Origin of the sequence: Amycolatopsis sp. NPDC058340 (genome assembly GCF_042723975.1) — a bacterium.
Taxonomy (GTDB): Bacteria; Actinomycetota; Actinomycetes; order Mycobacteriales; family Pseudonocardiaceae; genus Amycolatopsis.
Window position 1 is genome coordinate 1 of the sequence record NZ_JBHXIB010000053.1, and the last position, 12534, is coordinate 12534.

Consider the following 12534-nt stretch of genomic DNA (forward strand, 5'->3'; position numbering starts at 1 on the left):
GTTGAAGGTTGCGAAAGTGGCTTTCGCAACGGCCGGCTGAGCCCTGGCGACCACCGAAACAGGCCCTCCGCACACCGTTCCTTCACCCATTCGGCCCAGTGGGCCAAAATCGATAGGAAACCACCCCCGAAACCGCGTAAGAGCGGCGCCCCTGCCGACTTTCATACACGTGAGCGCGCTCGTCCCGGGTTTTGTCACACGGGGCGGGCGGTGGAGAAGGTTGGCAAGGCAGGGGATGGGGAGTGCTGATCGACGCTGAGAGCTATCAGCGGATACTCGGAGACGAGCTCCGCAAGCTCCGCCGTAAACGTGGCTGGACACGCAAGGAACTGAACCAGCATCTGCAGAGCGAGATCTCGCTCCAGACGCTGGCCACCTACGAGCTGGGCACCCGCCACTGTTCCGTGGTGCGGCTGGTCGAACTGTGCGTCGCGATGGACGAGCTGCCGCAGGATCTGCTGGCCAAGGTGCATCGCCGGGTGTTCGTGGACGAACCGGGCCGGGTGCGGGTCGACCTGCGCCTGGTGATCAAGGACGAGCAGCAGGAGCTGCTGCCACTGAGACGGTGGGCGGACGACCGGCTCAAGAGATCGAGTGACAACGGCTCCGCCGAGGTCCATCTCGATTTCGCGGCGCTGGAACGGATGGCCGAGCTGTGCGGCATCCCCACCGTCGATCTCATCGGAAGGCTTCGCCGGCTCAACCCCTCATGAGCGCGGCGTTCCCCGGTCCGTGAAGGCCATGCCCCCCATCTTGGCTTTCACGGACCCTCCCCCTTTCCTCAGCCGAGGAGTTCGTAGTCCTCGCGGCGCACCTTGCGGGTGTCGAGCCAGTACCGCCAGGTGAAGCCCGGCCAGATCGTGCGGTTGACGCCCTTCGCGTCGAGATACCAGCTCTTGCAGCCGCCCTGGGTCCAGATGCCCTTGGCGAGTTTGCGCTGGATCTCGCCGTTGAAGCGCTCCTGCGCCTCCGGCCGCGGGTCGAGCGCCTTGCCGCGCGCGAGCCTCAGCGCCTGCGCGACGTACGAGATCTGCGCTTCGATCATGAAGACCACGGAGTTGTGCCCCAGCCCGGTGTTCGGGCCGAGCAGGAAGAACAGGTTCGGGAACCCGGACACGGTGATGCCCTGATACGTCCGCATCCCCTCGGTCGCCCACTCCTTGCCGAGGTTGCGCCCGTCGCGGCCGATGATCTCCAGGTCGTCGAAGGCGTCCGTGACATGGAATCCGGTGCCGTAGATGATCGCGTCGACCTCGTGCTCGACGCCGGCGCCGTCGACGACGCTGTGCTCGCGGACCTCTTTCACGCCGTCGGTGACGACGTCGACGTTGTCCCGCGCGAGCGCCGGGTAGTAGTCGTTGGAGACCAGGACCCGCTTGCAGCCCATGGTGTAGTCCGGTGTCAGCTTCCGGCGCAGCTCGGGATCCTTGACGCTCTTGAAGATGTTGCGCTTCGCGATGCGCTGGCCGATCTTCATCACCCACGGCTGACCGTTGAAGCCGATCGCGCGGGCTTCGAGACCCCAGTAGAGGACGTCGCGGAAGGCACGTTGCAGCAGCGGCACCGAGCTGAACGTCTTCTGGAGCGCTTCGGGCATCTCGCGGTCCGGCTTCGGCATGATCCACGGCGGCGTCCGCTGGAAGAGCGTCAGCTCGGCGACGTCCTTCGCGATCTGAGGCACGAACTGGATCGCGCTCGCGCCGGTGCCGACCACGGCGACCCGCTTGCCGGTGAGGTCGTAGTCGTGTTCCCACCGGGCGGAGTGGAAGGCGCGACCCTTGAACCGTTCGATGCCGGGCAGCTTCGGGATCTGCGGGAGGTGCAGCGCGCCGACCCCGGCGACCAGCGCGGGCGCGACGAACTCGTCGCCCGTCTTCGAGGCGACGTGCCAGCGGTTCTCGTCGGCGTCCCAGCGGGCGCCGGTCATCTCCTGGCCGAAGCGGATGAAGCGGTGCAGGTCGTACTTCGCGGCGACGTCGCGCATGTACTGCCAGATCTCGGGCTGCGGCGAGTACGCGCGGGACCAGCCGGGGTTCTGCTCGAACGAGAACGAGTACATATGCGAGGGGATGTCGCAGGCGCAGCCGGGATAGGTGTTGTCCCGCCACGTGCCGCCCACGTCGTCGGCCTTCTCCAGGATGACGAAGTCCTCGCGGCCCTCTTTCCGCAGCTGGATGGCCATGCCCAGCCCGGAGAAGCCGGTTCCGACGATGACGACACCGGTCTCGGTGCGGTTGCCCATGACCCGACCTCTCGTTCGCGTTTACCTGTTACCGGGAGTACACCTTACTCGAAGTAGGTTACCTTCGGTAGAGTGCTGTGGTGACGACGGCGAAGCGCAAACGCATGCCCCGTGCGGAGCGGATGCGGCAGATGATCGAAATCGCTGAGGAAGTCTTCGCCGAACGCGGGTACAGCGCGGCGTCGATGGACGACATCGCGGAACGTGTCGGGGTGTCGAAGCCGATGCTCTACGAGTACTTCAACTCGAAAGAGGGGCTCCTGCTCGCCTGCATCCAGCAGTCGCGGGCGGCCTTGCGCGAGGTCACCGAACGGGCGACCGTCGGCGCGACGTCCGCCGAGGACGCGCTGCGGCGCGGACTGCTCGCCTTCTTCGTCTTCATCCGGGAACGGCGGCAGGCCTGGTCACTGCTCCGCCACGAGATGGCGCTGATCGGGACCGGCGCCGCCGACGAGATCGAGCAGACCCGGCGCCAGCAGACCGATCTGATCGCCGCGCTGATGAGCGACCACCTCGACCAGTCCGACGACCTCCGTGCCGAGGCTTCCGCGGAGTTCGTGGTCGGGGCGTGCGAGCGGCTCGCGATCTGGTGCGAACGACACGAGGACATCAGCCCCGAAACGGCGACCGGATACGCGATGGACATCCTCTGGTCAGGCCTGTCCGCGAGGGCCAGCTGAAACGACTGTGAAGATGCTCGTGCATTAGGCCATTCGGTCGTCACTCAGAGCACATTGCCGCCAGTGTCTTGTGACACAGAGTTGTCCTACTGTATCGATGACACTGTAGAAAGTCTGATGGACAGTCGCGACCTCCGCCAGGAGGGGGCGCCACCACCCGAAAGTGGCGTCATGACGGCGGCGTGACGAGGTCCATTGAGTGACGCTTGCTCGCGAGGAGAGGGGTGAGGCGGATGACCGAACCGATCACCGCGTCGTACGTCCAGGAGGACGACGACTGGAAGATAACGGTCAGCGGCTCCGGTAAGGAACTGACCGGTCGCGCGCCGGGCATCATCGCGGCACGGGACCGGGCCGACCAGCTGGTCGAGAAACTGTCCCCGCCGGAACATTCGACCGTGGTGCACCTGCTGAACGGCAGCGCGCTCGAATTCACCGCCGCCTACATGACGGCGAGGCTGACGCTCCCGGAGATCGAACCGCTCGAGGTTCCCCCGCCGGCGAACGGCAAGGCCAAGGAGAAGACCGGCGGCAAGCCTCCGGTGCCCCAGGGCAAGGAACTCCCGAAGGCCGTCGACGAGGCGAAGTCCAAGGAGAAGCCCGAGCCTGCCAAGACACCCGCCAAGGCGGCCCAGACCTCCTGAGACCTACTTCAGGAGTTTGCGGATCAGCAGCACGCCGATCAGCACGGCCCCGCCGATGAGCGGGTACTTCACCTTGGGCTCGTCCAGCTTCGCGCGCAGACCGGTCTTCGCGGAATCCACCAGCTTCGCGGGGTTCGCCTTCGTGCCCAGCTGGTCGAGCGTGGCGACCAGCGCGTTCCTGGCCTGCTCGATCTCACGCTCGATGGTCTCGGGATCGCGAGCCACGTGTCCTCCTCGCCGCGACGGACTTGCTGGAAGCCCACGTTAGAGGACGCCACCCCGCGTCGTGGCACCGGCCACGCCGAGAAACGCGGATCGTGTCGCACGCTACGATTTCGGGGCAGCACTGGGGGCCCGTAGCCCAATTGGCAGAGGCACACGGTTTAGGTCCGTGCCAGTGAGAGTTCGAGTCTCTCCGGGCCCACCCCACCAGCTCGAGACTGCGCCTCGTGAGTGGCAAGGACGGTTCTAACCGTCCTAACCACTCACGAGACCCGGAGATCAGCGCACCCGGTCGTAGACCAGCGCCATCTCCCCCAGCTCCCCGACCTCCTGATAAGCCAGCGCCCACTTCGACGCGGGCAGGCCGTCGACGAACAGCCGCTGCCCGCCGCCGGTGATCTCGGGGCAGATCATCAGGTACAGCCGGTCGATCAGGTCGTCCGCGAGCAGGGTCTTGATGACGCTGGCGCTGCTGTTGACCAGGATGTCGCCTTCACCGTCCGCTTTGAGGCCGGCGATGACCTCGGCGGCGGGGGCGTTCACGACACGGGCGCGGCCCCAGGGCGCTTCGGTCAACGTGGTCGAGAAGACCACCTTTTCGGCGTCCGTGAGCCACTTCGCGTAGGCGCGGTCGCGGGGGTCGGCGTTCTCGTCGGCGGCGACGGTCGGCCAGAAGCCCAGGAAACCCTCGGCGTTCAGTCTGCCGAGCACCGCGGTGGTCGCCGTCTCGTGGATGCGGGCGAGGTGGGCACGGGCGACGTCGGTGGTGGCGTACGAGACGATCGCGCCCATGTCGCCGGGGCCGCCGGGGCCGCTGTAATGGCCGTCGAGGGTGAGGCTGATGTTGGCGGTGACGCGGCGGCCGGTGTGGTTCGTCATGTCGTTCAGTCCTTTTCCTTGGTGAGCCGGGTCGCGAGGTTGTCGAGCACCTGGCCCCAGCCGGTTTCGATACCGGCGATGAACGGGACGGCCCCGACGGTGGTTTCGGTGATGCGCAGGTCGAGCCGGAGCCGGGTCCCGCCCGACGCATCGGTGAACTTCAGGTCGTAGTGACCGGTGAAGAAGATGTCGCCCTCGGCGTCGAGCACCGAGAGGTCGAACTCGAGATGTCCGGGTTCGGTCGCGGCGCGGACCTCCCCCGCGGACCGGTAGCGCCCCTCGGCGTCCCGGTAGTCGAGCACGGCCCGCCCACCGGGCCACGGCTCGATGACGCAATCGGTGACGGTCATCGAAGGCGGCGCCCACCAGGACGCGAGCAGCGCGGGTTCGGTCCAGTGCCGCCAGACGTCGGTCCGCGGCGCGGCGAGCAGACGGTCGAACGAGAAGGCCCGCCCGTCCGCCCACCGGTCCCGCTTCGCGGCCTCGGTGTCCGCGCCGATCGCGGCCTGATAGCGAGTGAGGACGTCTCGCTCGCCCGCGTTCGCCTCGATGGTCGTGATCAGCGTCCGCAGCCGTCCTTCGAAATCCTTCAGCGGCCCCGCTTCGACCGCGTAGACGCGACGCTGCCCGAGCGGGAACACCGTCACGAGCCCGACGCGGGCGAGGGTCTGCAGGTGCTTGGTGGTCTGCGGTTGCCGCAGGCCGGTCAGCTCGGCGAGCTCACCGACGGACCGGGGCCGCTCGGCGAGAAGCTCGACGAGGCGCCACCTCGCTCCGTCTCCCAGTGCTGCTGCGATCTGCTCCATGCCGAGAAGTATTCACTCAGCAGAATATTCTTGTCAAGGAATATTTTGGGGATGGAACTCCAGCAGGCTGCGCTGCTCGGTCAAGGTGGTGACGGAATCGAAGACCAGGCCGTGCGCGGCGGCGAGCTCGCGAAGCTCGTCGAGACGCCGCTCGCGGCCGCCGTAGAGCACGAGCATCACCAGGTCCCACTCGGTCTGGGCCCCGAGCCCGCCGACCGCCTCGATGACGAGGACCCGGCCGCCCGCACCGGCCGCCTCGGCGCACCGGGCGAGGATGCGATGGGCGTGCTCGTCGTCCCAGTCGTGGAGGATGTCGGACAGCAGGTAGGCGTCCGCCCCGGCCGGGAGCGGGTCGAAGAAGCTGCCCGCGCTCACCTCGGCCCGGTCCCCCAGCCCCTGCTCGCGCAGTTCCCGCTCGGCGACCGTCGCGGTCGGGGCGAGATCGACGAGATGGCCGCGCATCGAGGGGTTGGCCTTCAGGATCGCGGCGAGCAGGCTGCCGTGGCCACCCCCGACGTCGACGAGGGTGCCGAAGCGGGACCAGTCGAAACCGCTGACGAACCGCGGCACCTGTGTCAGGTACCGCTGGGTCATCTGCCGGTCGAACGTCTCCCGGAGATGGGGATTCTCGGCGAGATCGGCCCAGAAGTCCTTGCCGTAGCGGCGGATGTAGCCCGCCTCGCCGGTGGCGATGCTGTGCGCGAGTTCGACGAACGCCAGTTCGCCCCGGCCGCCGGCGGCGTTGATGTCCAGAAGCCCGGCCAGACCGTTTCCCGCGTCGGCGCGGAGTTTCGCGCCGTACTCGGTGGTGCGGTAGCCGGCCGGCGTCCGTTCGACGACGCCGAGCGTGGTCAGATGTCCCAGAAGCAGATCGAGCGCGAGCGGGGATTGGCCGAGGTCCGCCGCCAGGTCACCGGCGGTCGCGCCCTCGCCGGACAACCGGTCCGGCAGCCCCAGTGTCACCGCGACCCGCAGCGCCATCGGCGTCGCCAGCCCGGCCAGCCGGAGGAATTCCTGCCTGTCCTTGTCATGAGTGGTCACGACTGTCCACTGTGGCAGCGCGGTCAACCGGCTTACGGTGTCACGAGAGGTTCTGTTTCGTAAGCCCGGTGAAGCGTCTCGACGAACGACGGCGCTTCCGGCAGCGGCGCCGGGCCGATCCGGTGCACCGCGACCCCCGGCGTCCACGAGTTCATGACCACCGCGCCCGCGAGCCCCGGCAGGCCGGCGAGCGTGACCTCCTGGACCCGTTGCGGCACGCCGAGTGCCGCCAGCCGTCGCCGGACGACGCCCATCGTGGTTCCCGCCAGCAGGTCGGCATCGGGCCACACCACCGTATCGCCGTCCAAGAAGGCGAGGTTCCAGATCGTCGCCTCGCTCAGCCTGCCCCGGCGATCGACGAACGCCGCGTCGTCGGATCCTTCGGCGACGGCCCGCCGCCGGAAGTAGGTCTTCGCCATCTCACCGGTGTGCTTGACGGCGGGCAGGACGCGCTCGTGTCCGACGGCGGTGAGCGTCATCGGCGCGCGCGGACCGGACACCGGAGGCCGCGTACGCACCAGGACTTCGAGATCACCCGGCAGGTGGATCGTCACGGTGAGGGAGACGTCCGCGGGTCCGGACTTCAGCGCCTCACGCACGTACGAGCGGATCCGGTCGTCCGGCAGGGCGTCGCCGAACAGCTCCAGCGAAGCGGTCCGGAGCCGGTCCAGATGAAGGTCGAAACCGCGGACCCTGCCGTCACGCACCTGCATGGCCGTGAAGTGGGCGAAGCCGGCGAACGCGAGTGGCGCCAGGTCTTCGGCGGTCGCCGTCCGGCCGTTCCGCTGCGCGACATAGGGACTCATGCCCGCACCGTAAACCGGTTGCGGCCGCCGTGTCCCGAATGGAGGATCCGGCGGGTGCCCGTATCGCGTTCGGAGCTGTCCCGCTGGCAGTTCGATCTGACCTGGTCGTTGTTCGAGTACCACCTCGCCGATCTGGAGCCGGGCGACTTCCTCTGGGAGCCCGCCTCCCGTTGCTGGACGATCCGGCCGGACGGCACACCCGACTGGGCCGACACCGAACCCGATCCCGTCCCGGTCCCCACGATCGCCTGGCTCACCTGGCATATCGGCTGGTGGTGGAGCGTCGCACTGGACCACGCGAACGGGCGGACCCCGCGCGAGCGCACGGAAATCACCTGGCCCGGCGCGGAAACCGCCATCGCCTGGCTTCGCGGCCTTCGCGAGGAATGGCTGGCGGTGCTGGACAAGCTGACCGACGCCGACCTCGACGCGCCCTCCGCTTACCCGTTCGGCGAGGAAGCCGGGCTGACCTTCGGCCACACCGTCGCCTGGCTCAACTCCGAACTGATGAAGAACGTGTCGGAGATCGGGCAGCTCAGGATGCAGCGGCGCGCCGTGGTGTGATACCGGGAATGGAGCTGGATCTGGGCGCGGTGCGCGCGTTCGTCGCGGTGGCCGAGGACCGGTACTTCAGCGAGGCCGCGATCCGGCTGGACATGAGCCAGCAGGCGGTCTCCAAACGCGTCGCCAGACTCGAAGCCGATCTCGGCGTCCGTCTGCTGTCGCGAACGCGCGGAGGCGCCGAGCCGACCGAAGACGGCGAAGAGTTCCTCAAGCACGCTCGGGCACTGATCAACCTCGCGGACCAAGCCGTCGAGCGTCTTCAGGGCAGGCGACGTCCCCTGCGCGTCGACGTCCTCGGCACGCGCCTGGCGACCATGGAGGTCGTCCGCGCCTTCCACGCCGACCACGACGACGAACTCGAACTGGTCACGCCCGGGCTGGGCGCGGTACGCCGGTCGGTGCTGCCCGAGTCCGTCGACGCCGCCTTCGCCCGCGTCAGCACCGTGCCGGATCCGGGGATCGGCCGTACGCCCGCCTATCTGGAACCGGTGAACCTGCTGGTCGGGCGGCGGCATCCGCTCGCGCGGCGGCGAAAGGTCGCGATGGCGGAACTCGAAGGCCTGACGGCCTGGATGCCCTACACCGCGCGGGCAAGCGAATGGGCGGAGTTCTGGGCGGAACTGTGCCCGGCGTTCGGCATCCTGATCGACTCCGACGGCCCAAACTTCGGGCTCGAACACCACATCGAGGTGATCGGCGCGTCGAAGGACCGCCTGGGCTTCGTCGGCTCGAAGATGCACGTGCCCTGGCGTCCGGACGTCGTCCGGATCCCGCTCGCCGACCCGACGCCGGTGTACCCGTTTTCCCTGCTGTGGCGGCACGAGAACCGGCATCCCACGCTGCCACGGCTGATCGGGCACGTGCGCTCCGCCTACCGGCCCTTCGATCCGGAGCGGCAGTGGCTCCCGGTGTCCGATCGGGAGGCCATGACCCGTGTGCACGATGCGCGAGAGGCCCCCGGTACGGAAAAGTGAGGCCATGGGGCTGATCGGCGCGAGCGTGACCCGGCAGGAGGACGTCCGCCTGCTCACCGGGCGGGCGCAGTACATCGACGACGTGCGGCTGCCGGGGATGCTGGAGGCCGCCGTCCTCCGTAGTCCCTTGCCACACGCGCGGATCCTGCGTGTCGACACCACCGCGGCGGAAGCCCATCCCGGGGTGTTCGCCGTGATCACCGGCGAGGACGTGCGCGCGATCACGAAGACACCACAACCGGTGATCTGGTCGAACCTGCCGGATATGCGGACGCCCGAGACCCACGCCCTGGCCATCGGCAAGGTGCGCTACCACGGCCAAGGTGTCGCGGCCGTCGCGGCGAAGGACCGGGCGACCGCCGAAGACGCGCTCGAACTGATCGAAGTCGAGTACGAGGAACTCCCGGCCGCCGGCACGCTCGAACAAGCGCTGGCGGACGACGCGCCGAAGCTCTACGAGGACTGGCCGGACAACATCGCCGGCACCGGGACCATCCCGATGGGTGACGTGGCCACCGCGTTCGCCGAGGCCGACGTCGTGCTCACCGAGTCGTTCCGGTTCGCCCGCCAGATGGGCACGCCGATCGAAACGCGAGGTGTGGTGGCGACCTGGGACCCGTTCACCGACCGGCTCGACGTCTGGCTCGCCACGCAGGCACCCAACCTCGCGCGCGAGCTGTTCGGCGAAGTCTTCGGGCTCCCGATGGACCGGATCCGCGTGCGCACGCCCGACGTCGGCGGTGGCTTCGGGAACAAATTCGACTTCTACGCCGAGGAAGTCGTCGCGGCGATCCTCTCGCGGCGCACCGGGAAACCGGTCAAACTCATCGAGGACCGGGCGGAGAGCTTCGTCGCCAACGCGCACTCGCGCGAGCAGAAGATCGACGTCGAACTCGCGGCCAAGGACGACGGCACGATCACCGGCCTGCGCGCCACCGTGTACGGCGTCCTCGGCGGCGTGCTCGGGACCGTCGGCGCCAGCCCGTGCTGGACGACGACCGCGCTGCTGACCGGGCCGTACGCCATCCCGAACGCGGAACTGACCCTCGTCGCCGTGATGACGAACCGGTCGCCGTACGGATCGTTCCGCGGTTACGGGCTGCCGAAGGCGAACTTCGTGCACGAACATCTGGTGGAGCAGCTGGCGAAACGTCTCGGCATGGACGCGCACGCGGTGCGGCGCAAGAACTTCATCCCACCGGAGGCGTTCCCGTACCAGGGCCCGGTGTTCGTCTACGACAGCGGCCGTTACGAGGACTGCCTGGATCTCTGCCTGAAGGCCGTCGAAGACGCGGGATGGGCGAAGCGCCGCGGAAACGGCGTCGGGATCGGATACGCGTTCCACAACGAACTGACCGGGTTCGGGCCGAGCAGGATCATCAACCTGGCCGGCTTGGGGCATTCCGGATTCGACGAGGAGGTCGTGCGGGTCGACTCGACCGGTCACGTGACCGTCCACACCGGACTGTCCGCGATCGGACAGGGCATCCACACCACACTGGCCCAGGTGGCCGCGCATACGCTCGGCGTTCCGCTCGACCACGTCACCGTGCTCTCCGGGGACACGCAGAGCTGCCCGTACACCGGCTACGGCACGGCGGCGAGCCGAGGGGCGGCCGTCGGCGGCGCGGCCGTGCTGAACGCGTCGACCCGGCTGCGGGCGAAGATCCTGCGGGTGGCCGGGCACATCCTGGAGGCATCGCCCGACGATCTGTCCATTGAGGACGGTGTCGTCTCGGTGAACGGCGTACCCGGCAGGCAGGTCACCCTCGCCGCGATCGGCGACGCGGCGTACCGGCGGCTGAACGGCGTCTGGCCCGAAGACGAGACACCGACGCTGGAGGAACGCGAGGTCTACGACCCGGTCAACGTCGCGACGTCGTTCGGCTGCACGGCCGTCCTCGCCGAAGTCGACAAGGAGACCGGCGTCGTGACGCTGCTGGACTATCTGATCGCGCACGACTGCGGCACCGTCATCAACCCGACGATCGTGGACGGGCAGCTGCACGGCGGCGCGGCGCAGGCGATCGGCGGGGCGCTGTACGAGGAACTGGACTACGGCGCCGACGGGCGGATGGAGACCACGTCGTTCACCGGGTACCTGCTGCCGACCGCGACCGAGGTCCCGCCGTTCTCCGTGTCGCATATGACGACTCCCGCCGAGCACGTCCCCGGCGGGTTCAAGGGGATGGGGGAAGCGGGCGTGATCGGCGGTGGCGCGGCGATCGCGCACGCCGTCGAGGACGCGCTGCGCGAACACGACGTGGACATCACCTCGCTGCCGATCACGCCGCCCCGGCTGCTGGCCGCGCTGAAGCGGGGAGCGGCCCGGTGAAGGCCGCGCCGTTCGAGTACTTGCGGGCTTCGTCGCTCGACGAGGCCATCGAAGCGCTGAGCACCCCGGACGCGCGGGCGCTGGCAGGCGGGCAGAGCCTCGTGCCGTTGCTGAACCTGCGCCAGGCCCGCCCGTCGCTGGTGGTCGACATCAACCGTCTCGACGAACTTTCCTTCCTGCGCAAGGAGAACGGACGGCTGGAGATCGGCGCGCTCACCCGGCACCGGACGGTCGAGACGGCCGCGGTCGTGCGGTCCGAAGTCCCCCTGCTCGCCGACGCGATCGGCCACGTGGGGCAGGTGGCCATCCGGAACCGGGGCACGATCGGCGGCAGTCTCGCGCACGCCGATCCGGCCGCGGAACTGCCCGCGGTGATGGTCGCGCTCGACGCGGACTTCACCGTCCGCGACCCCTCCGGGGAACGGATCGTCGCGGCACGGGACTTCTTCCTCGGCCCGCATCGGACGGCGTTGGGCCGCGGCGAGCTGCTGACGCGGATTTCGGTGCCGTCGCATCGAGGCGGCTGGGCCGTCGAGGAACTGAGCAGGCGGAGTCGCGATCTCGCGCTGGTCGCCGTCTTCGCGACCGTGACGATGTCCGGCGGCGTCTGCGAATCCGCGCGGATCGCCGTGGCGGGCGCGGGTCCGACACCGATCCGGGCCACCGCCGCCGAAGAGTCGCTCACCGGCGGCCCGATGACCGGCGACGCCATCGCTCACGCCGCGGACCTCGCCGCCGCGGCGACCGATCCACCCGGCGATCTCCACGCTCCGGCCGATTACCGGCGCGAGATGGCCGCGGTGCTCACCCGTCGGGCGCTCGCCCGGGCCAAGGAGGGCGCATGATCACGGTCACCCTGACGGTGAACGGCCGGACCTGCCGCGCCGAGTGCGAACCACGGCGGACGCTGGCCGATTTCCTGCGCCACGACCTGGGTTTCACCGGGGTGCACGTCGGCTGCGAACACGGTGTCTGCGGCTCGTGCACGATCACCCTCGACGGCGCGAGCGCGCGGGCGTGCTGCCTGCTGGCGGTGCAGGTGGACGGGTCGGAGATCGTCACGGTCGAGGGCCTGGCGTCGGAGGGCGAACTGCATCCGCTGCAGGAGTCGTTCCGGAAGCACCACGGGCTGCAATGCGGCTTCTGCACGCCGGGGATGCTCGCGACGGCGACGGAGCTGCTGAAGGAGAACCCGGACCCGACGGACGCCGAGATCCGGCAGGCGATTTCGGGGAACCTGTGCCGGTGCACCGGATATCAGTTCATCGTGGACGCCGTCCGGGACGCGGCCCGGTGTTCAGGCCTCGTGAGTGGCAAGGACGGTTAGAACCGTCCTTGCCA

Annotated in this window: 14 protein-coding genes and 1 tRNA gene; 9 read left to right on the plus strand and 6 right to left on the minus strand. The window is 68.8% G+C overall.

Translation table 11 applies throughout. The features are described 5' to 3' along the window. Positions 1-242 precede the first annotated feature (242 nt). Entirely contained in the window at positions 243-713 is a 471-nt protein-coding gene (locus ACFWIW_RS35195) for a helix-turn-helix domain-containing protein (protein ID WP_378372425.1), read from the plus strand. 68 nt (positions 714-781) lie between these two features. Here the strand turns inward: ACFWIW_RS35195 and ACFWIW_RS35200 are convergent, their stop codons facing one another. Further along, positions 782-2242: a flavin-containing monooxygenase gene (locus tag ACFWIW_RS35200; protein WP_378372426.1), complete on the minus strand. Its 1461-nt coding sequence runs from the start codon at positions 2240-2242 to the stop codon at positions 782-784. A 122-nt stretch (positions 2243-2364) separates the two neighbouring features. Here ACFWIW_RS35200 and ACFWIW_RS35205 point away from each other — a divergent pair, with 122 nt between their 5' ends. Both ACFWIW_RS35205 and ACFWIW_RS35210 read left to right on the plus strand, forming a co-directional pair. Beyond that, positions 2365-2922, plus strand: a complete 558-nt coding sequence (locus ACFWIW_RS35205) for a TetR/AcrR family transcriptional regulator (protein ID WP_378372467.1) — start codon at positions 2365-2367, stop codon at positions 2920-2922. 233 nt (positions 2923-3155) lie between these two features. Further along, complete coding sequence (locus tag ACFWIW_RS35210; RefSeq protein WP_378372427.1) at positions 3156-3566, plus strand: hypothetical protein; 411 nt, start codon at positions 3156-3158, stop codon at positions 3564-3566. Positions 3567-3569: 3 nt separating this feature from the next. On the opposite strand, the gene ACFWIW_RS35215 is transcribed toward ACFWIW_RS35210, so the two are convergent. After that, positions 3570-3791: a DUF3618 domain-containing protein gene (locus ACFWIW_RS35215; RefSeq protein ID WP_005165704.1), complete on the minus strand. Its 222-nt coding sequence runs from the start codon at positions 3789-3791 to the stop codon at positions 3570-3572. Positions 3792-3916: 125 nt separating this feature from the next. Here ACFWIW_RS35215 and ACFWIW_RS35220 point away from each other — a divergent pair. Continuing rightward, positions 3917-3990, plus strand: a tRNA-Leu gene (locus ACFWIW_RS35220). A 77-nt stretch (positions 3991-4067) separates the two neighbouring features. Here ACFWIW_RS35220 and ACFWIW_RS35225 read toward each other — a convergent pair. The 4 genes from ACFWIW_RS35225 to ACFWIW_RS35240 are packed head-to-tail and all read right to left on the minus strand — an operon-like array spanning position 4068 to position 7320. Further along, on the minus strand, positions 4068-4667 hold the full coding sequence (locus tag ACFWIW_RS35225) for a dihydrofolate reductase family protein (protein ID WP_378372428.1): 600 nt from the start codon (positions 4665-4667) through the stop codon (positions 4068-4070). A gap of 5 nt (positions 4668-4672) precedes the next feature. Further along, complete coding sequence (locus ACFWIW_RS35230; RefSeq protein ID WP_378372429.1) at positions 4673-5473, minus strand: metalloregulator ArsR/SmtB family transcription factor; 801 nt, start codon at positions 5471-5473, stop codon at positions 4673-4675. A 33-nt stretch (positions 5474-5506) separates the two neighbouring features. Further along, complete coding sequence (locus tag ACFWIW_RS35235; RefSeq protein WP_378372430.1) at positions 5507-6514, minus strand: methyltransferase; 1008 nt, start codon at positions 6512-6514, stop codon at positions 5507-5509. A gap of 32 nt (positions 6515-6546) precedes the next feature. Then, positions 6547-7320 (minus strand): aminotransferase class IV family protein, encoded by a 774-nt coding sequence (locus tag ACFWIW_RS35240; protein ID WP_378372431.1) that lies wholly within the window; start codon positions 7318-7320, stop codon positions 6547-6549. A gap of 54 nt (positions 7321-7374) precedes the next feature. Here ACFWIW_RS35240 and ACFWIW_RS35245 point away from each other — a divergent pair, with 54 nt between their 5' ends. The 5 genes from ACFWIW_RS35245 to ACFWIW_RS35265 are packed head-to-tail and all read left to right on the plus strand — an operon-like array spanning position 7375 to position 12520. Continuing rightward, positions 7375-7884, plus strand: coding sequence for a DinB family protein (locus ACFWIW_RS35245; RefSeq protein WP_378372432.1), 510 nt, complete (start codon positions 7375-7377; stop codon positions 7882-7884). An 8-nt stretch (positions 7885-7892) separates the two neighbouring features. Then, positions 7893-8858: a LysR family transcriptional regulator gene (locus ACFWIW_RS35250; protein ID WP_378372433.1), complete on the plus strand. Its 966-nt coding sequence runs from the start codon at positions 7893-7895 to the stop codon at positions 8856-8858. Positions 8859-8862: 4 nt separating this feature from the next. Then, positions 8863-11193: a xanthine dehydrogenase family protein molybdopterin-binding subunit gene (locus ACFWIW_RS35255; RefSeq protein WP_378372434.1), complete on the plus strand. Its 2331-nt coding sequence runs from the start codon at positions 8863-8865 to the stop codon at positions 11191-11193. Further along, entirely contained in the window at positions 11190-12038 is an 849-nt protein-coding gene (locus ACFWIW_RS35260; RefSeq protein ID WP_378372435.1) for an FAD binding domain-containing protein, read from the plus strand. Before ACFWIW_RS35255 ends, ACFWIW_RS35260 begins: the two co-directional genes overlap by 4 nt. Beyond that, a complete protein-coding gene (locus ACFWIW_RS35265) occupies positions 12035-12520 on the plus strand; it encodes a (2Fe-2S)-binding protein (RefSeq protein ID WP_378372436.1) in 486 nt (161 codons plus the stop codon). Before ACFWIW_RS35260 ends, ACFWIW_RS35265 begins: the two co-directional genes overlap by 4 nt. Positions 12521-12534: the final 14 nt, after the last annotated feature.